The organism is Thermobifida fusca YX (genome assembly GCF_000012405.1).
Taxonomy (GTDB): Bacteria; Actinomycetota; Actinomycetes; order Streptosporangiales; family Streptosporangiaceae; genus Thermobifida; species Thermobifida fusca.
The window spans coordinates 2946633-2971523 of record NC_007333.1 but is presented as its reverse complement, the minus strand read 5'-3'; the positions used below and the strand labels follow the sequence as shown (position 1 = coordinate 2971523).

The 24891-nt window shown below is 69.1% G+C and carries 19 protein-coding genes; 12 read left to right on the top strand and 7 right to left on the bottom strand.

Features of this window, described 5'->3' with window-relative positions; all coding sequences use genetic code 11:
• Positions 1–11: 11 nt before the first annotated feature.
• Positions 12–2657, top strand: coding sequence for a bifunctional FO biosynthesis protein CofGH (locus TFU_RS12520; RefSeq protein WP_081430430.1), 2646 nt, complete (start codon positions 12–14; stop codon positions 2655–2657).
• 70 nt (positions 2658–2727) lie between these two features.
• On the opposite strand, the gene TFU_RS12515 is transcribed toward TFU_RS12520, so the two are convergent.
• Both TFU_RS12515 and cofD read right to left on the bottom strand, forming a co-directional pair.
• Positions 2728–3999: a coenzyme F420-0:L-glutamate ligase gene (locus TFU_RS12515; RefSeq protein WP_011292941.1), complete on the bottom strand. Its 1272-nt coding sequence runs from the start codon at positions 3997–3999 to the stop codon at positions 2728–2730.
• The gene (gene cofD / locus TFU_RS12510; protein ID WP_016189180.1) at positions 3996–4964 is read right to left on the bottom strand and encodes a 2-phospho-L-lactate transferase; all 969 of its coding nucleotides are present in this window, start codon (positions 4962–4964) and stop codon (positions 3996–3998) included. Before cofD ends, TFU_RS12515 begins: the two co-directional genes overlap by 4 nt.
• Before the next feature lie 215 nt (positions 4965–5179).
• On the opposite strand from cofD, the gene TFU_RS15600 reads away from it, so the two are divergent.
• From TFU_RS15600 to TFU_RS16110, 4 genes are all read left to right on the top strand, one after another.
• On the top strand, positions 5180–6649 hold the full coding sequence (locus tag TFU_RS15600; RefSeq protein WP_011292939.1) for a hypothetical protein: 1470 nt from the start codon (positions 5180–5182) through the stop codon (positions 6647–6649).
• Positions 6650–6867: 218 nt separating this feature from the next.
• Positions 6868–7155 (top strand): WhiB family transcriptional regulator, encoded by a 288-nt coding sequence (locus TFU_RS12500; protein ID WP_016189177.1) that lies wholly within the window; start codon positions 6868–6870, stop codon positions 7153–7155.
• 262 nt (positions 7156–7417) lie between these two features.
• A complete protein-coding gene (locus TFU_RS12495) occupies positions 7418–10642 on the top strand; it encodes a glycosyltransferase (protein ID WP_011292937.1) in 3225 nt (1074 codons plus the stop codon).
• Positions 10639–12054: a DUF5719 family protein gene (locus tag TFU_RS16110; RefSeq protein ID WP_011292936.1), complete on the top strand. Its 1416-nt coding sequence runs from the start codon at positions 10639–10641 to the stop codon at positions 12052–12054. Before TFU_RS12495 ends, TFU_RS16110 begins: the two co-directional genes overlap by 4 nt.
• A gap of 64 nt (positions 12055–12118) precedes the next feature.
• Here the strand turns inward: TFU_RS16110 and TFU_RS12485 are convergent, their stop codons facing one another.
• Entirely contained in the window at positions 12119–12514 is a 396-nt protein-coding gene (locus TFU_RS12485; RefSeq protein WP_173668267.1) for a metallopeptidase family protein, read from the bottom strand.
• Between the two features lie 175 nt (positions 12515–12689).
• Here TFU_RS12485 and TFU_RS12480 point away from each other — a divergent pair, with 175 nt between their 5' ends.
• From TFU_RS12480 to TFU_RS12465, 5 genes are all read left to right on the top strand, one after another.
• Positions 12690–13106: a DUF3499 domain-containing protein gene (locus TFU_RS12480; RefSeq protein ID WP_038044087.1), complete on the top strand. Its 417-nt coding sequence runs from the start codon at positions 12690–12692 to the stop codon at positions 13104–13106.
• Between the two features lie 180 nt (positions 13107–13286).
• Positions 13287–14654, top strand: a complete 1368-nt coding sequence (locus tag TFU_RS12475) for a phosphomannomutase/phosphoglucomutase (RefSeq protein ID WP_011292933.1) — start codon at positions 13287–13289, stop codon at positions 14652–14654.
• A gap of 41 nt (positions 14655–14695) precedes the next feature.
• On the top strand, positions 14696–14872 hold the full coding sequence (locus TFU_RS15885) for a Trm112 family protein (protein WP_011292932.1): 177 nt from the start codon (positions 14696–14698) through the stop codon (positions 14870–14872).
• 74 nt (positions 14873–14946) lie between these two features.
• Positions 14947–16056: an SIS domain-containing protein gene (locus TFU_RS12470; protein ID WP_011292931.1), complete on the top strand. Its 1110-nt coding sequence runs from the start codon at positions 14947–14949 to the stop codon at positions 16054–16056.
• Between the two features lie 30 nt (positions 16057–16086).
• A complete protein-coding gene (locus TFU_RS12465; protein WP_011292930.1) occupies positions 16087–17352 on the top strand; it encodes a serine/threonine-protein kinase in 1266 nt (421 codons plus the stop codon).
• Between the two features lie 32 nt (positions 17353–17384).
• Here the strand turns inward: TFU_RS12465 and TFU_RS12460 are convergent, their stop codons facing one another.
• On the bottom strand, positions 17385–18635 hold the full coding sequence (locus tag TFU_RS12460) for a hypothetical protein (protein WP_016189171.1): 1251 nt from the start codon (positions 18633–18635) through the stop codon (positions 17385–17387).
• A 220-nt stretch (positions 18636–18855) separates the two neighbouring features.
• Between TFU_RS12460 and ahcY the strand changes: the two genes are divergently transcribed.
• Complete coding sequence (gene ahcY / locus TFU_RS12455) at positions 18856–20292, top strand: adenosylhomocysteinase (RefSeq protein WP_011292928.1); 1437 nt, start codon at positions 18856–18858, stop codon at positions 20290–20292.
• Positions 20293–20786: 494 nt separating this feature from the next.
• On the opposite strand, the gene TFU_RS12450 is transcribed toward ahcY, so the two are convergent.
• Positions 20787–21539, bottom strand: a complete 753-nt coding sequence (locus TFU_RS12450) for a ZIP family metal transporter (RefSeq protein WP_011292927.1) — start codon at positions 21537–21539, stop codon at positions 20787–20789.
• A 72-nt stretch (positions 21540–21611) separates the two neighbouring features.
• Positions 21612–22406, bottom strand: a complete 795-nt coding sequence (locus TFU_RS12445; protein WP_011292926.1) for an RDD family protein — start codon at positions 22404–22406, stop codon at positions 21612–21614.
• A gap of 152 nt (positions 22407–22558) precedes the next feature.
• On the opposite strand from TFU_RS12445, the gene TFU_RS12440 reads away from it, so the two are divergent.
• Positions 22559–23554, top strand: a complete 996-nt coding sequence (locus TFU_RS12440) for a stage II sporulation protein M (RefSeq protein WP_011292925.1) — start codon at positions 22559–22561, stop codon at positions 23552–23554.
• A 33-nt stretch (positions 23555–23587) separates the two neighbouring features.
• Here TFU_RS12440 and TFU_RS12435 read toward each other — a convergent pair whose 3' ends face one another.
• Positions 23588–24889 (bottom strand): DUF58 domain-containing protein, encoded by a 1302-nt coding sequence (locus tag TFU_RS12435; protein ID WP_011292924.1) that lies wholly within the window; start codon positions 24887–24889, stop codon positions 23588–23590.
• Positions 24890–24891: the final 2 nt, after the last annotated feature.

Here is a 24891-nt window from a genome sequence, read left to right as displayed (position 1 = left end):
ATTGTGCGCCCATGAGTGGTTCTGGAAACGGGATGAAGGAAGTGGTTCCCTCGGCCGCTGCTCTGCGGCGTGCACTAGCCCGGGTCAGGGACGGCAAGACCCTGGACCCGACCGAAGCGGAAATCCTCTTGCACGCCCGCGGCGACGACTTGGAGGCCCTCCTCGACCACGCCTCCCGCATCCGCGATGCTGGGCTTGCCGCGGCTGGACGCCCCGGCGTCATCACCTACAGCCGCAAAGTCTTCATCCCCCTGACCCGGCTGTGCCGGGACCGCTGCCACTACTGCACGTTTGCCACCGCCCCCGCGAAACTGTCCGCCCCCTACCTGTCCCCGGACGAGGTGCTCGAGATCGCCCGCCAAGGCGCGGCCCTCGGCTGCAAAGAAGCACTGTTCACCCTCGGGGACCGGCCGGAAGACCGCTGGCCGCAAGCCCGCGCCTGGCTCGACGAGCAAGGCTACGACGACACCCTCTCCTACGTGCGGGCCATGGCCATCCGCGTCCTCGAAGAAACCGGGCTGCTGCCGCACCTCAACCCGGGAGTGCTCACCTGGAGCGACTTCCAACGCCTCAAGCCGGTCGCCCCGTCCATGGGCATGATGCTGGAAACCACGGCGCGGCGGCTATTCACGGAACGCGGCCAAGTCCACTACGGCAGCCCGGACAAAGACCCCGTGGTGCGGCTGCGCGTCCTCGAAGACGCGGGACGCTCCACGGTCCCCTTCACCACGGGCATCCTCATCGGCATCGGCGAAACCCTCGCGGAACGCGTCGACTCGATCTTCGCGATCCGCAAGATCGCCCGCCAGTACGGCGCGATCCAGGAAGTCATCGTGCAGAACTTCCGCGCCAAACCGGACACCGCGCTGCGCGACTGGCCCGACGCCGACCTCGAAGACCTCGCCGCCACCATCGCCGTCACCCGCATCCTGCTGGGCCCCAAAGCCCACATCCAAGCGCCGCCCAACCTCATCACCGACGACGGGAACCCGGAGCAGGGCACAGGTGACGAGTTCACGCTCATGCTGCGCGCCGGCATCGACGACTGGGGCGGGGTCTCACCGCTCACCCCCGACCATGTCAACCCGGAACGCCCCTGGCCGCAGATCGACCTGCTCGCCGAACGCACTGCCGCGGCAGGCTTCACCCTCCGGGAACGCCTCACCGTCTACCCCGAATACGTGCGCCAAGGCGAACCGTGGATCGACCCGCGCCTCCACGACCACGTCGCTGTCCTCGCCGACCCGGAGACCGGGCTGGCCCGCCCCGACGCCGTCATCACTGGGCGCCCCTGGCAGGAGCCCGCCAGCCTCGAATCCGGGGGCCGGACCAACCTCCACAAGGACATCGACACCGCAGGCCGCAGCAGCGACCGGCGCGGCGACTTCGACTCCGTCTACGGCGACTGGTCGGAACTCCGCGCACGCATCGCCCAACCCGCCCGCGACACGCGGGCACCCCACCGGTTCGACCCGGAGATCCGTGCCGCCCTGCGCCGTGCCGAAGACGATCCTGCCGGGATCACCGACCGCGACGCCCTGGCCCTGCTCGCCGCGGACGGCCCCGAACTGGAAGCGCTCGCCGACCTCGCCGACCGGGTCCGCCGCGACACCGTGGGCGACGAGATCACCTTCGTCGTCACCCGCAACATCAACTTCACCAACGTCTGCTACACGGGATGCCGGTTCTGCGCTTTTGCGCAGCGCCGCACCGACGCCGACGCCTACACCCTCTCCCTCGAACAGGTCGCAGACCGGGCCGCCGAAGCGTGGGAGGCCGGGGCCACCGAAGTGTGCATGCAAGGCGGGATCCACCCCGACCTGCCGGGAACCGCCTACTTCGACATCGCCCGGGCAGTCCGGGAGCGGACCCCCGACATGCACATCCACGCGTTCAGCCCCATGGAGGTCATGAACGGCGTGTCCCGCACCAACCTCCCGATCCGCGAATGGCTGCTCCGGGCCCGCGAAGCCGGACTCGACTCCCTTCCCGGCACTGCCGCGGAGATCCTCGACGACGACGTGCGCTGGGTCCTCACCAAGGGGAAACTGCCCACCGCCCAGTGGATCGAGGTCATCACCGCCGCCCACGACCTCGGCATCCCCACCACGGCCACGATGATGTACGGGCACGTGGACGCCCCGCACCACTGGGTCGCCCACATCCGGCTCATCCGCTCGCTGCAGGAACGCTCCCTGGAACAGAACGGCCGCCCCGGGTTCACCGAATTCGTGCTGCTCCCCTTCGTGCACACCAACGCGCCCATCTACCTGGCCGGGCTGTCGCGGACCGGGCCCACCGAACAGGAGAACCGGGCCGTGCACGCCCTCGCCCGTCTCCTGCTGCACGGCGCGATCGACAACATCCAGTGCTCGTGGGTGAAACTGTCTGAGGAGCAGTGCCGGCGCCTCCTCGCCGGCGGCGTCAACGACATCGGCGGCACCCTGATGGAAGAGACCATCAGCCGGATGGCGGGCTCCACCAACGGGTCGTTCAAAACCATCAGCGAGATGCGCGCCATGGTAGAACCGCTCGGACGCCCTCTGCGCCAGCGCGACACCCTCTACCGGGAAGTGCCCGCGGAGCGCCGCGCCATCGCCGAAGCCAACGACGGGGTGGCCGCGAGCCTGCGCCGCACCCGGCTGCCCGTGGTCTGATCCGGGCTTGCTGCCCGTGGCGGCCGCGCCTCCCCGGAAGCGCGGCCGCCACGTCCCCGGTTCTCGCGGGCTACCGCACTTCGATGAACGCTTCCGGGTCGCGCGGCGGCCGGTGCTTGGGCGGCGCCGCGGGATGCCCGACCGCGACCGCCCCCATCGGCTGCCAGTCCTCGGGAAGCTTCAACACTTCGCGGACCACGTCGGGGCAGAACATCGTGGACGACACCCACGCCGAACCCAGGCCCTCAACCGTCAAGGCCAGGAGCAGGTTCTGCACCCCCGCACCCATGGCCACCAGGAACATGGCGCGCTCCGCGGAGGCGCGGCGCTCATCCGGATAACTGTGCGCGCCCTCCGCCACGAGGCACGGCACGATCAGATAGGGGGCGCGACGCAGCACATCCCCGCGCCGGATCCGCCGCGCAATGCGCTCCTCAGACAGCCCGTCCGCCCGCAAGTCCGCAACCCACGCTTCCGCCATCGCGTCCAGCAGCCGTGTGCGTTCGTCCGCGGACTCCAGGAGCACGAACCGCCACGGCGTGGTGTGGTGCGGGGCAGGCGCGGTAATGGCCGCGGCCACCGCGCGGCGCACCGCCTCCGGGTCCACGGGGTCGTCGGTGAATTCGCGGATGGTGCGGCGCGCGTGGATGACGTCCCGGGAACCGTAGCGGAACAGGTCCTGGTCGGCGGGGCGTACCAGGACTCGCGCACCCTCCCCGTCCTCCGCGGTGACCATGTGGCCTAGGCCGCGCACCACAGCCACCGGGATCCCCGAGGCCTTGCCTTTCACCAGCTCCCCGGCGGAGGCGAGCTCGTCAGCAACCGCGTTCAGCGTCACTTCGAGCACGTTGCCGTGGGTGTCGCGCTGCCCGCGCATGTCCTCCAGGGCGGCGATGCCCGCGGCCCCGATCGCGATATCGGTCTGGCCCATCCGCCACGGCCGCCCGAACGTGTCCGAGATGATCACCGCGACCTGCACGCCTGCGCGGTCCCGCAGCCCGGCGCGGATCCGCCGCGCCGACGCGTCCGGATCCTCGGGCAGCAGCAGCACGTGCCCCGGGGCCACATTCGAGGAGTCCACCCCGGCCGCCGCCATCACCAGACCGTGCCGGGTCTGCACGATCCGCGTACTGCCGTGGCGGGCCACGACCCGCACGGTCTCCGTGTCGATGGCCTCCTCGCGGCTCATCGCGCGGATCCGCCCCTCGGCTTTGCTCACCACCTTGGAAGTGACGACGAGGATGTCGCCGTCGGCGAGCTCCGTCCGCTCCGCGATCAGCGCGGCAAGGTCGTCCCCGGGCTGCACCTCGGGGATCCCCTCGACTCCCCAGATCGTGATCATGACCGTTCCTTCAGCTCCAGCGCCAGGTCCACGGCGGCGCCCGCGATCGCCGCGGTGCGCTCCGGATCGCTCATGTACAGCGGCATGGCCCGCACTTCCACCCCCGCGACGACGGTGTCCGCATCGGCCTCGTCGACCAGCCAGCCGTCCAACAGGTCGGCGCCGTAGTGCTCAGCCACCGCCCGGGCGCTGGTCTCCACCCCGATCGTGCGCAGACAGGCGTCCGCCATCCCCCGCACCGGGGCCCCGCCGATGATGGGGGAGACCCCCACCACGGTCTTGGCGGCCACCGCATCCCGGATTCCGGGAATGCCGAGGATAGACCCGATACTGACCACGGGGTTGGACGGCGGGAAGAGGACGAAGTCGGCTTCGTCGATCGCGGAGAGGACGCCGGGCGCGGGTTTGGCGGAATCCGCGCCGACGCTCACGAACGACTCCGCGGGAATCTGGGCGCGGTACCGCACCCACCACTCCTGGAAGTGGATCGCGCGGCGACCCTTCTCATCCGCTACGACCACGTGGGTCTCTACCTGGTCGTCGGTCATCGGCAGCAGCCGCACCCCCGGCTTCCACCGGTCGCACAGCGCCTCAGTGATCGCAGAGAGCGGGTATCCGGCCGCCAACATCTGCGATCGCACGATGTGGGTGGCGATGTCCCGGTCACCGAGCCCGAACCATTGGGGATGCATGCCGTAGGCGATGAGCTCTTCGCGCACCGTGAACGTCTCGTCGGCGCGTCCCCAGCCTTGCTCCTCGTTGATCCCGCCCCCCAGGGTGTACATCACCGTGTCCAGATCGGGACAGACCCGGAGCCCGAAAAGAGTGATGTCGTCTCCAGTGTTCCCGATGACCGTGATCGAGGACGGGGATTCCCCCTGTTCAGCACGGTGGTGCAGGGCATCTTTGAGGCCGCGGAGAAAACGTGCGCCACCGATGCCGCCAGCCAGTACGACTATCCGCATAGGGTCAAGTCTGGCAGTCTGGGATTGCGCGCCGCGCCCCACGGTGCCGCATGTCCGTCCGGTCTCCGGCGGAAACACGGACACGGGCGGCATGTCGAATGGTGATCAGGCTTTGGCCTCGTGGAGACCCTTTCGCCTGATTTCCCAAGCCACACCACGGATATGTAAAGCTTCCACCGACGCGACAAGAAGTAGCCTGCGGAGGGGAACCTCTCTTGAATAACGAATCCATTCAACGGTTGCGTGAGCCGGCCGCTTGGGCGCTCCTCGGCGCCACGGCAGCAGTCCTGCTCGGCGCACTGATCCACATCTTCGGTGGGCCTGGACCCGATACATCGGCCCGGTTCGCGGACGTCGGCGGCAGCGTGATCGGTCCCGGCACCGTTGCGCTGATCTTGGCCGCTGTGGCGCTCGTGCTGACCGCACCGAACCGTTCGCCGCGTACCTTCGGCATCGTGATGATGGCGATCATCGAACTGGGTGTCGGTGCGCTCCTCGGCGTCATCTCGCTCATCATGGGCTTTGTGGCCTACGGCGACCTCAACCTCGCCGGCGCCTTCCAGCACTTCTTCACCATAGGCGCCTACCTGACGGTCGCGGTTTTCGCCGGGATCTTCTTGATCCGGGCGTTCAACGACCCCAACCTGGTGCCCCGCGCCACCGCCTCCTCGTACCCCAGCGGTACCCAGCAAGCCTTCAACCAGCAGCAGACCCCCGGATACGTCACCGGCGCCCAGCAGTCCGCGGGACAGGCAGGTGCCTGGCAGCAGTCCCAGACCGGAGCAGGGGCTGAGGCCCAGCAGGCTGTGTCGGGTTATGACCAGTCGGCCTATGGTCAGCAGCAGTACCAGCAAGGGTATGAGCAGCAGCAGGCTGCCGGGTACTCGCAGACGGGTGGGCAGCAGGCTGTGTCGGGTTATGACCAGTCGGCCTATGGTCAGCAGCAGTACCAGCAAGGGTATGAGCAGCAGCAGGCTGCTGGGTACTCCCAGACGGGTGGGCAGCAGGCTGTGTCGGGTTATGACCAGTCGGCCTATGGTCAGCAGCAGTACCAGCAAGGGTATGAGCAGCAGCAGGCTGCCGGGTACTCCCAGACGGGTGGGCAGCAGGCTGTGTCGGGTTATGACCAGTCGGCCTATGGTCAGCAGCAGTACCAGCAAGGGTATGAGCAGCAGCAGGCTGCCGGGTACTCCCAGACGGGTGGGCAGCAGGCTGTGTCGGGTTATGACCAGTCGGCCTATGGTCAGCAGCAGTACCAGCAAGGGTATGAGCAGCAGCAGGCTGCCGGGTACTCCCAGACGGGTGGGCAGCAGGCTGTGTCGGGTTATGACCAGTCGGCCTATGGTCAGCAGCAGTACCAGCAGGGCGGATACTCCGCCAGCGACTCCGAGGCGACCCTGGTCCAGCCCGCCGTCTCCGACCCCGCCACCGGAGCCCACGCGGTGAGCGACGGCGCGCGCGCCGAAGAACGCGCTGCCCAGGAAGCGATCCAGCACGGCTGGTCCCAGCCGGCCCCGGGAGCCGCAGACAGCGCGAGCGGCGGAAACCAGCCTTATGCCGATCCGGGCCAGTACGGCACCGGCGGTTACCCTGCCTCCTCCGGCGGCTACTCGTCTGAGCAGCAGTCCGGAGCGGAGACGGGCGACCCCTGGTCCGGGCAGTACGGGGACAACAACCTGTCCTGAGCCTGAACCCCCGAACACCCACGAAAAGGGCGAGGTAATCCCCTGGAGTCGCGTGAACAGACTCGGAATCGTGTTTGTTATCTGATATTCAGGGGATTACCAGCCAGCGCGGTTGACGTATAGCGGAGACCGTGCGTGTAATTTCTAAGGTGTGATTCCAACCCTCCCCGGGGGTCGTAATGGGAGGGTGCATCTAGGGGGGTAAATAGGAGGTGCGCATGAGCGAGGTTATCCCGCTGGCGCACGGCCCAGGCGAAGACCTGAGCTGGCAGGAGCGCGCACTGTGCGCGCAGACCGATCCTGAGGCGTTCTTCCCCGAGAAGGGCGGCTCCACCAGGGAAGCCAAGAAGGTCTGCCACTCGTGCGAAGTGCGGGCGGAATGTCTGGAATATGCGCTAGAGCATGACGAGCGCTTCGGTATCTGGGGAGGCCTCTCCGAGCGGGAGCGGCGCCGCCTCAAGAAGGCTGCTGGACAGGATTTCGATTTCTCTTCTGAAACGATCTAGTTCACAGCACACCACAGCGTGCGTCTCGGTTTTTTTATCCGAGGCGCACGCTTTTTGGTAGTTCTTTACTTCATCGTGTTTTCCCGGTTTACCCATCACGGGTTATCCGCCCGGAGAGTTGCAGACGGCATACCTTCGGGCGGGGGCCTGCGGGAAGCCGAGACCCACGGGAAGCCGGAGTGGCGTATCGTGATCCTCCGATAGAGAACTGACCGCAATAACCTTTTTGCCCATTGTGTAAACCCTGAGGCGACCACCAGCAGTGTTACCCCTCGATTTCGCCCGGCATATCGTCACCGCCGTCGTCGTCACCCACGACGGCGCCCGCTGGCTGCCGGAGACGCTGGAAGCGATCCGCTCCCAGACTCGGCCGGTGCAGCGCATCATCGGCGTCGACACCGGAAGCCGTGATCGCAGCGGGGCCATCCTCGCCGAGTACATCAACTCCGAGATGATCCTCACCCTGCCCCGCACCACCGGGTACGGGGAAGCGATTCAGGCAGCTCTCGACCATCCCCGGTCCCGTTCCCAACTCGCCGACACCGAGGGAGCCGTGGAGTGGATCTGGCTGATCCACGACGACTGCACCCCCGAGCCGGATACCCTCGCCCAGCTCCTCGCCACCGCAGACGAAAACCCGCGGGCCGCCGTCCTCGGTCCTAAACTCCGCGACTGGTTCGACCGCAGGCTCCTCCTCGAAGCCGGTGTCACCATCGACGGCGCGGGACGCCGCGAAACCGGGCTGGAGTACGCGGAAGTCGACCACGGACAGCACGACGGCACCCGGCAAGTCCTCGCCGTCTCCAGCGCATGCATGCTGATCCGCCGGGACGTGTGGGAAGAACTCGGCGGATTCGACCGCTCGCTGCGGCTGTTCCGCGACGACATCGACTTCTGCTGGCGGGTCGGCGGTGCCGGGCACCGGGTCCTCATCGTCACCGACGCCGTCGCCTACCATGCCGAAGCCGCGGCACGCCGTCGCCGCCACATCCACGCCACGAGCGACCACCCCCGCCGCATCGACCGGCGCAACGCCCTCTACGTCCTGCTCGCCAACCTGCCCCTGGGGGCGATGCTGGCCGCGCTGCTCCGCAACTCCTTCGCTTCGTCACTGCGCGTCCTCACCTACTTAGTCGCCAAACAGCCCGCCAACGCCCTCGACGAGGCGGCAGCCATCACGTCCGTGTTCTTTGTGATGCCGTTCCGGCTGGTGCGGGCCCGGATCCGCCGCCGCCGGGGACGGCGCCGGACCTACAGCGCGATCCGGCCCTTCATGGCGCGCGGGGTAGCGCTGCGCCAGTTCACCGAAGCCGTCGCCAACCTGCTCAGCGGCGACCCCACCCCCTTGGACCGGCCGGGCCGCCACCACGCGGTGACCGTGGCCCCCCAAGCCGACGAGGACGACGACCCCCTGCAGGACGACACCGGCCTGCTGCGCAGGACGATCACCAATCCCGCGGTCCTGACGATCACCGCGCTCACCGTCGTCGCCCTCATCGCCGGGCGCTCCCTGCTGTTCGGCGACCGGCTCGCCGGAGGCGCCCTGCCGCCCGTGTGGGGGAGCGCCACCGACCTGTGGGACATGTACCTGGCGGGCTGGCACGACGTGGGCGTCGGCTCGGACGCTGTGGCCCCGCCCTACCTCGCTGTGCTCGCCGCGCTCTCCACCCTTGCCCTGGGCAAGCCGTGGCTGGCGGTTGTCGGCATCCTCCTCGGCTGTGTGCCCCTCGCAGGCTTCACCGCCTACCGGCTCGCCCGCCGGGTCGTGCGCTACCGCCCCGCCCAGTTGTGGATGGCCGCCTCGTACGCGCTGCTGCCCGTGGCCACGGGAGCGATTGCGCAAGGACGGGTCGGAACCGCTCTCGTCCACGCGCTCTTCCCCGTCCTCGGACTGCTGGTCACCAGGGTGCTCACCCTCAACCCGCGCCGCTCCCGCCGCGCCGCGTGGGCGCTGGGCCTGCTCCTGGCCCTGCTGATGGCGTTCGTGCCCCTGGTGTGGGTGCTGGCCCTGGTCACCGGGGTGCTCATCGCCATCGCGTTCGGGCACCTCGGCCGCCGCTTGCAGGCCAGCCTGGCCATCAGCCTGGTCACCCCGCTGGTGCTGCTGCTGCCGTGGACCGTGGAACTCTTCCGCCGCCCGTGGCTGTGGCTGCTGGAAGCGGGGATCAACCGCTCCGACATCGTCAACCCTCAGCTCCCCGCCGAAGCCCTGCTCCTCCTCTCCCCGGGCGGGCCGGGCGCCCCGCCGCTCTGGGTCACCGGGGGCTTCGTCGCGGCAGCGCTGTGCGCCCTGCTGCTGCGCCGCAACCGGATGCTGGTGGCCGCCGGCTGGTGTGTTGCCCTCTTCGGCATCCTCATCGCCATCGTGGTCAGCAGGCTTCCGCTGTCGCTCTCCGCTACCACGGACTCCACGGCCTGGCCAGGTGTGGCTCTGGCGTTCGCCTCCACCGCGATGCTGCTGTCCGCGGCCACTGCCTCCCAGTCCTTCAGCGACCTGTGGCGGCTGGGCTGGCACCGCCGGCTGTTCGCGGCTACCGCGGCCCTGCTGGCGTTGACCACCCCGCTCTCGGCGGCGGGGCTGTGGATGTGGCGTGGCGTGGAAGGACCGCTCACCGGCGATGCTCCCCCCGCGCTCCCGCCCTTCCTGGAGTCGGTGAGCGCCGACGGCACCCAGCCGCGCACCCTCGTCATCTCCCCGCGGGACGACGGGGTCGTCAGCTACACCGTGCTGCGCGGCCAGCCGCCCCGGCTCGGGGAGCCGCAGATCCCGCCGGACCCTGCCGTGGACGGACGGCTTGGGGAAGTTGTGGCCGCCATGGCGGCCGGCCGCGGCGGCGACGACGCCGCAGCCCTCGCCGAGTTCGGTATCCGCTACCTTGTCGTCCCCGCGCCCGCGGTAGGCGACGCCGTGGACCGCACCCTGGTGGACGCGATCGACGCCCTGCCCGGCGTGGAACGCCTCCAACTCACAGAAGAATTCGCCCTGTGGCGGCTGCTCGCGGAAACGGGACGGCTCCGCATCGTCGGACCGGAAGACGACGCCGAACCGATCGTGCTCCAGTCCGGCCCGCTCGACGCCCAGGTCACGATTCCCCCCGGCCCGGAAGGCCGCCGTCTGCTGCTGGCAGAACCTGCCCGAGACGACTGGCAGGCGACCCTGGACGGCCGGGTGCTCGCCGGGGCGGCCACCGAATGGGGGATGCAAGAGTTCTCCCTGCCCCCCGAAGGCGGCACGCTGGTCCTCACCTACACCGGCACAGCCCGGCAGGTGTGGCTCGTGATCCAAGCCATCCTGCTCATTGTGGTGGGAGCGCTGGCGCTGCCCGGCGCCAAAACCGAGGAAGACCTGCGTGAGCAGGCAGCCCAACCGGCGCTGCGGCCCCGCCGGCCCCGGGGACTGCGCCGCACCACGGAGGGAACCCGCCGGGCGGGCCGCGGCCGCCGCGGCCGACGGCACAGCCGCCAGCGAGGAGAGGGGGCCCAGTGAAACTGCTGGTCGAGAACCGCTTCGCGCTACTGTTCCTCGTGGTCGTTGCGCTGTCCGCACTGTTCGGGGTAGCGCACCTGACCGCTGCCGCGCTGCCGTCCTCCACCGCGGACGCCGAGCCCGTACTGGCCCCGGTCGAGTCCACCACGCGGCTGTGCCCCACCCCTCAAGGCGAGGAGATCCGCGCACTGGTCGCCGGGTACGCGCCTGGCACCCAGGACACCGACGACGGCGTCCTGGAGACCGCCCCCAACACCGCCGACGCCAGCCCGGCCCGCCCTGCCACCGAGGTGGGAGAGCCGTGGCAGCACGAACCGGAGGAAACCGAAAGCGGCACCGTGGTCCGGGCGGAGCGCGGATTCGCTGCCGGAGCCGAGATCACCCACCTCACCGCCGGGGAGAGCGGAACCACGGAGGCGCGCTGCGCGGAACCGTCCTCCAGCACCTGGTTCGCCGCCCCCGGCGGTACAGAACTCAAAGACCTGCGGCTCCACTTGGCCAACATCGACGAGACCGCGGCCACCGTCAACGTGGACCTCTACGCGCCTGACGGCCCCACCTTCTCCCTGGAGACTCGGGGGATCACGGTCGACCCCTACACGGAGGTGGAACTGTCGGTGCTGCCTCTCGTCGAGCACGCTGAAGCGGTCGCAGTCCACGTCCGCACCAACGCGGGCCGGGTCGCGGCCGCACTGTACGCGCAACGCTCCGGAAGGGACGCCGACTGGGTTCCCGCCACTGCCGCGCCCGCCACCAGCCATGTGATCCCTGGCATCCCCGGCGGGGACGGCAACCGGCGGCTGATCCTCGCCGCAGTCTCCGACGAGCCCACCACGGTACAGCTCCGCCTGCTCACCCCGGACGGCGAAGTGGACGCGGAAACACTGACCGACGTGGAAGTGGCCCCGGCCGCCACCACCCGGGTGAGCTTGGAAGGCCCCATGGAACGCCGGGACGCCACCCTGGTCGTCATCGCGGACCACCCCGTCGTGGTCGGCGTGGCCATCCGCCACCCTGACGAGGGCGCCGCCTACACCGCGGCCACCGAGCCGCTCACTCCGGGGCCTGATGCCCGCGCGGTCGCCCCGCCCCCGTTCGACGACGCCGAGCACGCACTGCTCCTGGGAGCACCGGAAAAAGCCGCCACTGTCACCCTGACCCCAGTCGAGGCCCGCGGGGAGCAAGGCGAGCCGCTCCGCGTCACCGTGGAAGCCGGCAGCACCCTCGCCCCGGACCTCGACCGGGCGGACGGGGCCGTCGCCTGGCTCGTCGAAGTCGTGGAAGGCGGGCCTGTGCACGCGGCGCGCATGGTGACCGTGGACGGCACCAGCAGCGTGCTGCCGCTGCTGCCTGCCCCTGTCCAGGTGCCGCTGCCCCCGGTCGTCAACAGCATGACCGGCATCGTGCCCTGACGGGTGCGCTACGCACAGTGGGGGTGGCCGTAGCCCACGGCCACCCCCACGATCCAGGTCTGACTCAGGCCTCTGGGTCGACTGTCTCCGGTTCAAGTCCGAGGAGATTGGCGACCTCCTCAACCACCGTGTCGTAGACGAACAGGGCCATCTCTTCGGGGTCTTTGGTGCGGATTTCTACCGGGCGGCGGTAGACGATGATGCGAGCCCGACCGGACTTCGACGTCTCCAGTCGGGAAAAAGGGATGCCGTCCTCAGCGGTCACCCCGCGCGGCACTTGAGGGACGTCTTCGACGAGGAATTCCACGTGGGCGAGTTCCCGGGCCCACACCCGCTCCAAGCGTTCGACCGCGTCAAGAACGAGATCGTCGAACACCTGCGCCCTGCTGCGCGTGAGGGGAACTCCTGGAGGCGTCAGTGGGCCGCGAATGCCTCGGCCCCGGCGGTCCCGGCGTCGTATACGTCCGGCCTGCGATTGGTTAAGGTGCAAGTGTCGCACACTTTCGAGCCTAAGACATGACAGCCCCGCAACGCAGCCTTGGGGAGGCCGGAAGGTGTCCGATTTCGCTCCGACAGAGGGGACACCCTACGGCGAAGGTGGCAGAGTGGTCAGGAAAGGGATACCGTCTGTCTACGTGAGCGTTAGCAGACGCTGTTCGCGCACCGCGTGCAGGCAGCCAGCAGTCTTCACGCTCACCTATGTCTACGCAGACTCCACTGCGGTGCTCGGCCCGCTCGCTGCATACGTCGAACCGCACTGCTACGACCTGTGTGCGATGCATGCCGACCGGCTGACCGCGCCACTCGGGTGGGAGATCGTCCGGCTGCCCGCTGACACCGCGACCGGAGGACCGGGGAGCGACGATCTGGAAGCGCTCGCCAACGCGGTGCGCGAAGCGGGACGACAGCCTGTCAAAAAACCGCGGCCCGAGCCCACCGGGCAGGGGATCGAGACCATCCGCCGCGGGCACCTTCGCGTGCTCCGCTCCGAACCGGTCCGCCCCGACGACCAGCCCGACCGCCCTCCGCGCCGACCCCCCTACGACGTGTGAGGCCCCCGAGGAGGGCGGTCCGCACGACACGAGGCCGGGCACGGATCGCGCCGTGGGACGGCCGTCACAGTACCGTTCGGTCACCTAACGCGAAACCGGCGTCTTGTACGTTGGACCCTGCGGGCCGCAGCGGCCCGTGCCACTGACCATCGGCCGCTTATCGACACCTCCGGAGCTACTGTGGGTGACCTCGGTCAGATTTTTAAGGCATACGACATCCGGGGCGTCTTCCCCGACACGCTCGACGCGGATATCGCGCGGGCAGTGGGGGCGGCGTTTGCGCGCATCGTCGACGGCGACACGATCGTCGTCGCCCACGACATGCGCCCCTCATCCCCCGAGCTGGCCGCCGCGTTCACCGAGGGCGCTAACGCCCAAGGGCGCGACGTGATCATGGCGGGCCTCGGATCGACCGACCTGCTCTACTTCGCTTCGGGCAAGTTCAACATCCCCGGAGCCATGTTCACCGCCAGCCACAACCCTGCCCAGTACAACGGGATCAAAATGTGCCGGGCCGGGGCAGCGCCCATCGGCGTGGAGACCGGGCTGGCGGAGATCCGGGAACTCGTCGAACAAGGCGTCCCCGCCTACGACGGCCCTCGCGGAACCGTCACCGAGCGGGACCTGCTCGCCGACTACGCCGCGCACCTGCGCAAGCTCGTGGACCTTTCCGGGATTCGCACACTCAAAGTCGTGGTGGACGCGGGCAACGGAATGGGCGGACACACGGTGCCCGCGGTCCTCGGCGACCAGCTCCTGGACGCCCTCCCCTTGGAGATCATCCCCCTCTACTTCGAGCTGGACGGCACCTTCCCCAACCACCCGGCCGACCCGATGAACCCCGCCAATATCGTCGACCTCCAGGCGAAAGTCCGCGAGACCGGGGCCGACATCGGCTTGGCCTTCGACGGGGACGCCGACCGCTGCTTCGTCGTGGACGAGCGCGGCGAGCCGGTGCCGCCCTCGGCGATCACCGCGCTGGTCGCGGTCCAAGAACTCGCTCAAGAACCGGGCGCGACCATCATCCACAACCTCATCACCTCCCGGGCGGTTCCCGAGATCGTGGCCGAGCACGGCGGGGTCCCGGTGCGTACCCGGGTCGGCCACTCCTTCATCAAGGCCGCCATGGCCCAGACCGGAGCGATCTTCGGCGGCGAGCACTCGGCCCACTACTACTTCCGGGACTTCTGGAAGGCCGACACCGGCATGCTCGCCGCGATGCACGTGCTGCGGGTGCTGGGCACGGACCACCGGCCGCTGTCGGAGATCACCGCCGAATACACCCGGTACGTGGCCTCGGGAGAGATCAACTCCCGGGTCGCCGACCAGGCGGGACGCATGGCAGCGGTGGAGGAGGCATTCACCGGGCGCGCGGATGTGGAGAGCGTGGACCACCTTGACGGTCTCACCGTGAACCTCACCGGGAAACGCTGGTTCAACCTGCGGGCGTCCAACACCGAGCCGCTGCTGCGGCTCAACGTGGAGGCCCCTGACACCGAGTCCATGGCGGAGCTGCGCGACGAGGTCCTGGCGATCATCCGGGCCTGACCGCTGCACCTGGCGCATCCGACAACAGGAGGAAGGCTCCTATGAGCACCAAGATCGACGAATGGCTGCTGGAAATCCTGGTCTGCCCGCAGAGCAAAGCTCCGCTGCGGCTGGACGAGGAAGCCGGTGAGCTCGTCTGCGACGAGAGCGGTCTCGCCTACCCCATTCGCGACGGGATTCCCGTCCTGCTCGTCGACGAGGCCCGCAAGATCGAATAGCACTGGCGTAGGGCATGCCCCGGTCCGGAGCACCGTGCTCCGGACCGGGAGGCTCGTCGAGAGGGGAAACGGGCATGGCATTCGTGTTCGAAGAGCACCGGCTCGACGACGTGGGCACCGACCCGTCGCTCGATCCGGAAGGCCTGCTGCGGCAGACCGCTACGGCTGCCGCCCAGGTCCGCCAGGCTCGCACTGTCGCAGCGCATTCCGGGCTCAGCCTGCTCGCTGACGACGGCCGACCGCGGTCCGTGGTCGTCGCGGGCACCGACGTCGCCGCGTTCGCCGGAGCGGTCCTCGAAACCCTGGTCGGGGTCAGAAGCCCCGTGCCGATCGTCACTGTGACCGGATGCCGACTGCCTGGCTGGGTGGGAGTGCCCGACCTCGTCATCGCCGTGTCGACCGGCAGCAACCAGGAGGCGGACACCACCCTGCGGCTCGCCGCAGAAGCGGTACGGCGCGGCAGCCGGTTCGTGGCGGTAGGACCGCGGAGCGGGCCCTTGCGGGAGCTCGCCGAGCGGGCCCGTGCCCCTTTCGTTGCCCTGCCCATGGTCGGAGAGCCGCGGACCCTCCTGTGGTCCCTCACCGTCCCCCTGTTCGCCGCGGTGGAGCAGGCCGGGATCCGGGCGTTCACCGACGCTGAGCTCGACGCCGCCGCCCAGCGTCTGGAGGAGGTCGCCCACCAGTGCCGTCCCACGGTCGGTATCGAAGACAACCCGGCCAAGGAACTCGCTCTGGCGTTCGCGGACACTCTGCCCGTGCTGTGGGGCGCGACCCCTCTCACCGCGCTCGCGGCCCGTTGGGCAGCCGTCCAGTTCGCGGCCAACGCCCGCTACCCGGTGCTGCTCCCCAGCCCTCCCGAAGCCGCCTGGGCGCAGCCCGCGGTCCTCACCGGGCCGTTGCAAGCGTCGCGCGGCCTGTTCGACGATCCGGCAGACGCCCCGGGAATCCGGATGCGGCTCCTGCTTTTCCGCGACGACGAAGCCCTGCCGGAGGAAGCCGCGGACCTCGCACGGGCCGAACACACGGCAGAAACAGCAGAAGTGCTGGTGAGCGAGGTTGCCGCGCAGGGCAGGAGCCCGGTGGAGCGGTTGGCCGGTTTGATCGCTCTCATCGATTACGCCACTCTGTATCTCGCAGTGGCTTATGCCGTGGAACCCCTAACACATACTCTGGTCGTGCGCTGACGACGTCCACGACCGTTCTGGAGGAGATCGATGCCCGGTCCCGAATCGCTGCAGCCGAACGACCCCACCACGTTCGGTCAATACAGCGTGATTGGACGTCTAGGGCGCGGGGGCCAGGGAATCGTCTACCTTGCTCGCGACTCCGAAGGCCAGAAATACGCGATCAAGGTGCTGAACGAGCAGTGGTCGCAGGACACCGAACTGCGTAAACGGTTCGAAAAGGAGGTTCGTGCTGCACAGAAAGTGGCCTCCTTCTGCACCGCTGCGATCCATGAGGCCAACCTCGACGCTGACCCGCCCTACGTGGTCAGCGAATACGTGGAAGGGCCGGACCTGCAAGAAGCGGTGTCCAAGGAGGGGCCGCGCAAGGGGGCAGCCCTCCAACGCCTGGCCGTGTCCACCGCGACCGCGCTGGTCGCCATCCACCAGGCGGGGATCGTGCACCGCGACTTCAAACCCGGCAACGTGCTGCTGGGCCCCGACGGTCCGCGGGTGATCGACTTCGGTATCGCCCGGGTCACGGACAGCACCGCGACGATGACCAACTCCATCGTCGGCACCCCGTCCTACATGGCGCCGGAGCAGATCACGGGGAAGAACATCACCGACAAGGTGGACGTCTTCGCCTGGGGCTGTGTGATGGCGTTCGCCTCCACCGGCAACGCCCCCTTCGGCTCGGACAGTGTGCCGGCGGTCGTGCACCGGGTGGTCAGCGCACCCCCGGACATCAGCGAAGTGCCGGAGCCGTTGCGGGAGATCGTCGCCGACTGTTTGAACAAGGACCCGGACAAGCGGCCCACCGCTAAGCAGTTGCTGATGCGCCTGCTCGGCCACAACGTGGAGGACGAGACGAAAGTCTCCACCTCGCAGGCAGTGGAGGAGGGGGAGAAGCGCGCGATCAGCCCGACCCCCTTCGTCTCGCCCTACCCGAATCAGCAGGTCAGCGAGAGCGGTCCGCAGACCCCGTTCCCCCCTCAGCCGCCCCCCGCCCCGCCCACCCCGCCGCACACCGGGCCGCAGTCGGGCTACCGGTACCCCCAACCGGGCCCGCCGGTACCCAACCCCAACTCGGGGGGACGGGCGCATCCGAACGTGACGACGCACAGTTCGATGCCTTCGCTCCCGCCCCACCCCCCGATCACGACGCCGCGGCCGAACTATCCCACGCTGCCGCAGACCACGAGCCAGCAGGCAGACGACCCGGTGCTCTCGCAGGGGTGGGTGCTTCCCGCCGTCATCGTCACCATCATCGTGCTGCTGCTGATCCTGCTGCTGATGGCGGTGGCGGAGAGCTGACCCCGCCGCAGCCGGCGGATCGGCTGCGGCGGTCAGGCCATCACCGAAGTCAAACGGTCGACGGCGCGGGAGATCGCCTCGTCGGTCAGCGCCGCCACTTCCGGCCAGCGCTCATCGGCGCTGTCCGAAGAGAGCAACGTCACACAGTCGGTGGGGGCCAGGTCGAGCGCGTCCTCGATGCCGCGAGGGGAGTCCACCAGGGCGTCAGCGGTCACCGCGAGCACCCCGGTCGCGGGAGCGCCAACCCCCTGCACGGTGAGCAGGAGCCGCAGGGTGCTGTTCGTACAGGTGGCTTCCAGACAGACCCACCAGGACGGGTGGGTGCGGGCAAGGAGCGCCCGGTCTGCGGCCAGCTCCACCCGGTTCCGATGCTCGCCCAGTTCGGTGGAGTCGCCTGAGGTCACCCGCGCGCTACTGGCCGGATCGAGCTGGCGCAGCACCATGGAGAGCGCGGGGGCACGCTGCCGCAGGTACTCCAAAAGCCGCCGGTAGACGGTGCGGGCCAGGGCCTGCCCGTACTCGGCGGGATCGTCCCGCTCCGGCACGGTCCAGCTCAGCTCCCCGCGCAGCACAGCGATCTGCAGTTCCGCGAAGAGCGCGATGAGGGGGAGGTGCCGGTCCGGGGATGAGGCAGCGGGCGGCCAGGGAAGCTGCATCGCGACCGCCCGATGGTCGGCGATGAGCGGCGGATGGTTGGCGCGCATGAGCGCTACGGAGGCGACGGCCCACGCCAGCGGGTCAGTGCCCCGCGGAAACCGCTCCTCGGCGCCAAGCTCGCGCTGCGCCTCTTCGGCAGCCAGGTAACCCAGTGCCGCGCGGACCACCGGATGGGTTGGGGTTGCGGCAAGATCAGCCAGGACTGCGGCGAGGCGTTCTCCCAGGCCGGGCGTGGACTGCCCGGTAAGAGAGCGGGCAGCCTCGTCGAGGTAGGCGCTGGACAGGCGTTCCCCGGTGCGGCTGGCTTCCGCGAGCGAGATGAGGGTGTGTTCCTCCGCGGCGAGCTGCTCCCGCAGGGCGGCATCAAGCGTGTTGTCGCTGTCGAAGCCGTCCACGACGAGCCGTTCCGCGGTCTGCTCGGAGACCGGAAGAGTCCCTCGCAGCCGGTGCAGTGCCAGGATGTGTCTGCGAAACAGGCGGGCCCGGTGGGCCGGCCACTGGTGGCTGGGGCGCCGCCGCTGGTTGGCGGTCCACACGTCGCGGAGTCGATCCAGTTCGACGAGTCGGCCCCGCACGTCAGGGGGCAAGCGGTCTACAGCAGGGTCAAGGTCGCGCAGCGAACTCACATGACACACCGTTACCCACAGGGAACCGGCAAAACCTCATCTATGCCAACCTATGACCTTTGAACGGGAGAAAACCTGACGTTCGTGGGCATCCCGCTGCACGACTGCGGCGGGTCCGCCGAGAATTTCTGAGATCATGACGCGGTCGCGTTGACGATGCCCGTCGACTTCCCGCACTCGTAGACTCAGAGCGCATCCTTCAGGACTGGAGTTAAGACGCATGGCTTTCGACTTCAAGGTCGCCGACCTCTCGCTGGCCGAGTTCGGTCGCAAGGAGATCCGTCTCGCCGAACACGAGATGCCCGGGCTTATGGCCACCCGGGCAGAATTCGGACCGAAAAAACCGCTTCGGGGTGCGAAGATCACGGGCTCGCTGCACATGACCGTTCAAACCGCGGTCCTGATCGAGACCCTGGTGGAGTTGGGCGCTGAAGTCCGCTGGGCGAGCTGCAACATCTTCTCCACCCAGGACCACGCCGCCGCGGCCGTGGTGGTGGGTCCGGACGGAACCCCGGACAACCCGCGCGGGGTGCCGGTGTTCGCGTGGAAGGGCGAAACGCTCGAAGAGTACTGGTGGTGCACGGAACAGGCGCTCACCTGGCCGGACGGCGAAGGCCCGAACATGATCCTCGACGACGGCGGGGACGCCACCATGCTTGTCCACAAGGGGGTGCAGTACGAGAAGGCGGGGGCGGTCCCCGACCCGGATACCGCCGACAGCGAGGAGTTCCGCATCGTCTTGGAACTGCTCCGCAGGACCTTGGCGGAAAACCCCCGCAAGTGGACAGAGATCGCCTCCCGGATCAAGGGGGTCACCGAGGAGACCACGACCGGGGTGCACCGCCTCTACGAGATGCAGCGTTCCGGCACGCTGCTGTTCCCGGCGATCAACGTCAACGACTCCGTCACGAAGAGCAAGTTCGACAACAAGTACGGCTGCCGCCACTCGCTGATCGACGGCATCAACCGGGCCACTGACGTGCTCATCGGCGGCAAGGTCGCGGTGGTGGCCGGATACGGCGACGTCGGTAAAGGCTGCGCGGAGTCGCTCCGCGGCCAGGGCGCCCGCGTCATCGTCACCGAGATCGACCCGATCTGCGCGCTCCAGGCCGCTATGGACGGCTACCAGGTGACCACGCTCGACGAGGTCGTCGAGACCGCCGACATTTTCATCACCGCGACGGGCAACCGGGACGTCATTACTGCCGAGCACATGGCCCGGATGAAGCACCAGGCCATCGTCGGCAACATCGGCCACTTCGACAACGAGATCGACATGGCGGGGCTGGCCGCGATTCCCGGCATTGAGAAGATCGAGATCAAGCCGCAGGTGCACGAGTGGCGCTTCCCGGACGGGCACTCCATCATCGTGCTGTCTGAGGGGCGCCTGCTCAACCTGGGCAATGCCACCGGGCACCCCAGCTTCGTGATGTCCACCAGCTTCACTAACCAGGTCATCGCGCAGATCGAGCTGTTCACCAAGACCGACCAGTACCCGACCGGCGTGTACGTCCTGCCCAAGCACCTCGACGAGAAGGTCGCCCGCCTGCACTTGGACGCACTCGGCGTGAAGCTGACCCGGCTCACCAAGGAACAGGCCGAGTACATCGGAGTGGACATCGACGGCCCCTACAAGTCCGACCACTACCGGTACTGAGCCGCCCCGGGCCCGGTGCCGCGGGAATCGCGTGGCGTGGCACCGGGCCGCGGTGGCCCTCCACTCTCGCCCTGCCCGGTAGGTGCGTGACGCAGCGCAGTGCCCCGAGCGTGGACAACACCGACGCGGTGGACCGCGGAACGGGAAAAGCGGGCGGGGTGGGCGATCGGCTGCCGCCCGCTTCCCAGGGTGTGCCGTGTCGTACGATCACTCTGTCACGCACTGTCGCGGCCCGCAGCGGACGATGGTCCGGACGTTGGCCTCGGAAGGACCCAGGCCGCACGTCATGCCCGAAGGCGCCGGGAACCGCCGGAAGAGTCCGCCGGCTCCGCGGCCGCCCACCGCCCAAACGCCCTGCGGGCGGCACGGGGCCGCTGCCGTAAGGGGAAGACCAGGGCAGCCGCTTTCCGTACGGCCCAGCACATGCGGACCGGCTGGCGCCTCGCATCCGGCAGGCTACGCGTAGGCGCGTCCGTGTCCCAGCGAGAAAGCAGTCACAGTTCGACCCGGGTGAGCGTGAAGGCGATCAGAAACCCGCTCGTGGTGATGAGCCCGGTGAGCAGATGGGTGCGCGCGAACGCTTCCGGGATCATCGTGTCAGCGATCATCGCCAGAATCGCCCCGGCAGCGACCGCGGTGATGACGGCGACGGTGACCGGGGACGCGGTCTCCAACAGCAGGTTTCCGGCCAGGGCAGCCACCCCGGTGAGGACCGCCACACTGCCCCACATCCCGAAGACGTAGCCTGCGCCCCGACCGGCCTCCCGCATGCCCACCGCGCTCGACAGCCCTTCCGGGATGTTGGAGAGGAAGATCGCGGCGAGCACCGCCACCCCGATGCCGCCTTCGAACAGCGACAGTCCGAGCACCACCGACTCGGGGATCCCGTCGAGAAGCGAACCGACGACGATAGCAGCGCCGCTGCCCTGCACCTGGGTTTCGGACGGCTGTCCAGGGCCGGACCGTTTACGGTGCTGGGCGCCCCGCCGGGCAAGGAGCGCGTTGACCGCCACATAGCTGACCGCCCCGGCGACGAAACCGACCACGGTCGGGAGCAGCCCGACCGACCGCTCGGCCCTGTCGACGAGTTCGAACGCCATGGCCGAGATGAGGACGCCCGCGCCAAAAGCCACGGTGCCCGCGATCACCTGCGGTGAAATCCGCAACCACCAGCCAGCGGCCGCCCCGATCAGGAGGGCGCTTCCCGCCAGCAGCCCCCAGCATCCCGCCTCCGCCCACAAAGGCATCGCTTCTCACCCCCCACCCGAAGGCCACTGCCCCCAGGCCGCGGAGGAAACATGCCTGCGGCGGAGTCCGTCTCACCCCGCAGAGGGGCCGTGGATCTGGGCGAACCGCTCCGCCTCGCGCCGCCGTCGCTCTGCCAGCACCGCGGCCAGGTACTCGGGCGGGCTGGCCTGCGGGGGCGGCGGAGGAGACACGTACTGGGAGACCGTGGTGGCGAGCTGGATCCCCAGTTCGTAGCGGGTCTGGTGATCGAACGCGAGGTAGCGGGTCAGATACTGGTAGGCCACCGCGGCGAGGTCAGCGGGGAGCCGCGACAGCTCCGCGGTGCGTGCCCAGTCCGCCATGGGCGGGGGCATGTCGATCACCGGGGTGATCCGGTGGCCGGTGCGTTCCTGGATCACGATGGTGCCGGCCAGGAAGTCACCGATCCGGCGGCCCTGGCGGTTCACCAGCGAGCTGGCCAGCCCGACCACGCCGCTCGACAGCCAGAACTCCACGATCGCGGAGAGCGCTCGGGCCAGAGACTGCCGGAACCGCACCGGCGTGCCGTCCGCACTGACGACCCGCAGGCCCAGGGCGAGCTTGCCGAGGCTGCGCCCCCGGCTGAGGGTTTCGAAAGCCACCGGGTAGCCCACGACCGTCAGCACGGTCAGGGTCAACCCGATGGCGACGGGCAGCGCCTCGTCGAGGTTCCCTTTGGTGAGCAGCGCAAGAGTCAGAAAGCTCGCGACCAGGGCGGCAAACTGGACGAGGAAGTCGATACCGAATGCGACCGCGCGGCTGGCGAACCCGGCAGGGCGCAGGTCGAGGGGAACCGCGTCCCCGGTCACCAGGGAGGTCGAGCCACCGTACCCTGCGCTGTGCGACACCGTTCTCTCCTCACGCGTCGGGGAACTGTGGCGGGCCTCCGCACGCGGGGCACGCCGTACCGTTTCCGGAACCTGGATCCAGTCTTTCAGACTGCCGGAAGCACCCCACCGATGGAAAATCCCGCCTAGCAGACAGCAAGTAGAGTCGAGATGTGGATCTTGACCTCTTCATTGCCGAGCGGCGTCCTGCCTGGGAGCGGCTGCAGACCCTGGTGCGCCGCCACCGCCGCCTCACCGGGGAGGAAATCGACGAACTCGTCGACCTGTACCAGCGGGTCGGCACCGACTTGTCGGTGCTACGCTCCACGGGACACGACCCGGCGCTCGCCGGATGGCTGTCGGGCCTGGTGGCGCGCGCCCGCGCCGTGATCACCGGAGCCCACGCGGGATCCTGGCGCGACTTCACCCGGTTCTTCACCCGCGTTTTTCCCGCCACCCTGTACCGGCTGCGCTGGTGGTGGCTGGCCGTGACCGCGGTCAACCTCGCGGTGGCTTTCGGGGTGGGAGTCTGGATCGCGACCACCCCCGAAGCCCAGACAGCGATGGGAACCCCCGAAGAGATCAGGGCCTACGTCGAGCACGACTTCGCCAACTACTACGTCGAGCATCCAGGGGCGTCGTTCGCCGCCCTGGTGTGGACCAACAATGCGTGGGTGGCCGCCCAGTCCATCATCTTCGGCGCGTTCCTCTGCCTGCCCGCCGTCTACGTGCTGCTGCTCAACTCCCTCAACCTGGGAATGGCCGGCGGTCTGATGGCCGCCCACGGCAAAACCGACATCTTCTTCGGGCTCATCCTCCCGCACGGCCTGCTGGAACTGACCGCGGTGTTCATCGCCGGCGCGGTCGGGATCCGGATCGGCTGGACTTTCCTGGCCCCGGGGCCGCGACCCCGCGTCCAGGCAGTGGGCGAGGAGACCCGCGCTGCGATGGGGGTGGCGCTGGGGCTCGTCGTCGTGCTGTTCGTCTCCGGCCTCATCGAAGGGTTCGTGACCGGCTGGGTGCACATCACCTGGCTGCGGATCGGGATCGGCGTGGCCGCGGAAGCGTGCTTCCTGCTCTACGTGTTCACTCTGGGCCGCCGCGCAGCCCAGGAAGGGGAGACCGGCGACATCGCAGACGCCCCGCAGACGGTCGCGGTCGCAGGCTGACCCACCGTGGGGCGGCCTGCCGCAGACGTGCCGCTACAACCGCCCTTGGGCTTTCAACGCGAGATACGCGTCAGCCAGCGCCGGAGCGAGCTCTTCTGCGGGAGCCTCCACCACTTCCACGCCGCGCCGCCGCAGCTCCGCGGCGATACGGCGGCGCTCCGCGAGGGTGCGCTGCGCGGCGGCAGCCCGGTACACGGCCTGCGCATTCCCCCGCTCCGCGGCCATCCGGGTGACATACGGGTCGGCCACGGACGCCACGAGCACGAGGTGGCGGGCGGTCAGCGTGGACAGCCGAGGCAGCAGGCCAGTCTCCACAACAGCAGGGGTGAGGTCGGTAAGCAGCACGACGAGCTGGCGGCCGCGGCGCGGGCCGCTCAGGATCGCGGAGACCATGCCGGCCGCGTCCAGCTCCACCAGTTCCGGCTCTAGCGGCGCCATCGCCGAGACGATCGCCGGCAGGGTGCTGCCCCGCCCCTCCGAGCGCACTCGGGCCCGCACCTGACGGTCGTAGGCGAGGAAGTCGACCCGGTCCCCGGCCTTAGCCGCGAGCGCGGTCAGCAGCAGTGCCGCATCCATGGCGTGCTCCAGCCGCGGCAGGTCGCCTACCCGTCCCGCTGACGTGCGACTGGTGTCAAGCACCAGGAGGATGCGGCGGTCGCGTTCTGGACGCCACGTGCGCACCACCACCGTTTCCCGGCGCGCGGTCGCCCGCCAGTCGATCGACCGGACGTCGTCACCGGGCACATATTCACGCAGCGAGTCGAACTCGCTGCCCTGGCCGCGGACCATGGTGCGGTGCTGGCCTTCCAGCGCCTGAAGCTGCGACAGTTTGCTGGGCAGGTGCCGCCTGCTGCGGAACGGGGGAAGCACCCGCACGGTCCACGGCGCCGTGTGCGAGGACTGGCGTGCCGCCAAGCGCAGGGGACCGTAGGAGCGCACGGTGACGTGGGCGTTGTGCTGGTCGCCGCGCCGGGTCGGCGTCAACGCGGTCCGGACGAGCCGCTGCCCTCTCGGCGGGACCACCAGGTCGTGGGTGCGCGGGGCCGCTCCGGCACTGGGCCGCCACGCGTCGCGCACGGTGGCACGCAGCGGACGCCGCCCCGGGTTGGCGACCACCAGCCACACCTCGGCCTGCTCTCCCAGCCGCACCGACGTGTCCCCGCCGTGCGTCAACCGCACGCTCCGGGAGTTCGCGGCCAGCGCGAGATCCACTAGCAGGACCGTGAGCAGGAGTCCCAGAACCACCCAAGGCACCCAGCGGCCCGCGGGGGCAGCGATGAAGGCTACCGCCACCCCGACGAACGCCAGGAACACCGCACGACCGGTGACCGCCATGA

Bases quoted from the DNA above. Each gene is read 5' to 3' on its own strand.
- TFU_RS12500 (WP_016189177.1), top strand. From the start codon at position 6,868: ATGAGCGAGGTTATCCCGCTGGCGCACGGCCCAGGCGAAGACCTGAGC.
- ahcY (WP_011292928.1), top strand. From the start codon at position 18,856: ATGGCTTTCGACTTCAAGGTCGCCGACCTCTCGCTGGCCGAGTTCGGT.
- TFU_RS12465 (WP_011292930.1), top strand. From the start codon at position 16,087: ATGCCCGGTCCCGAATCGCTGCAGCCGAACGACCCCACCACGTTCGGT.
- TFU_RS12435 (WP_011292924.1), bottom strand. From the start codon at position 24,889: ATGGCGGTCACCGGTCGTGCGGTGTTCCTGGCGTTCGTCGGGGTGGCG.
- TFU_RS12515 (WP_011292941.1), bottom strand. From the start codon at position 3,999: ATGATCACGATCTGGGGAGTCGAGGGGATCCCCGAGGTGCAGCCCGGG.
- TFU_RS15885 (WP_011292932.1), top strand. From the start codon at position 14,696: ATGAGCACCAAGATCGACGAATGGCTGCTGGAAATCCTGGTCTGCCCG.
- TFU_RS12450 (WP_011292927.1), bottom strand. From the start codon at position 21,539: ATGCCTTTGTGGGCGGAGGCGGGATGCTGGGGGCTGCTGGCGGGAAGC.
- TFU_RS12520 (WP_081430430.1), top strand. From the start codon at position 12: ATGAGTGGTTCTGGAAACGGGATGAAGGAAGTGGTTCCCTCGGCCGCT.
- cofD (WP_016189180.1), bottom strand. From the start codon at position 4,964: ATGCGGATAGTCGTACTGGCTGGCGGCATCGGTGGCGCACGTTTTCTC.
- TFU_RS12470 (WP_011292931.1), top strand. From the start codon at position 14,947: ATGGCATTCGTGTTCGAAGAGCACCGGCTCGACGACGTGGGCACCGAC.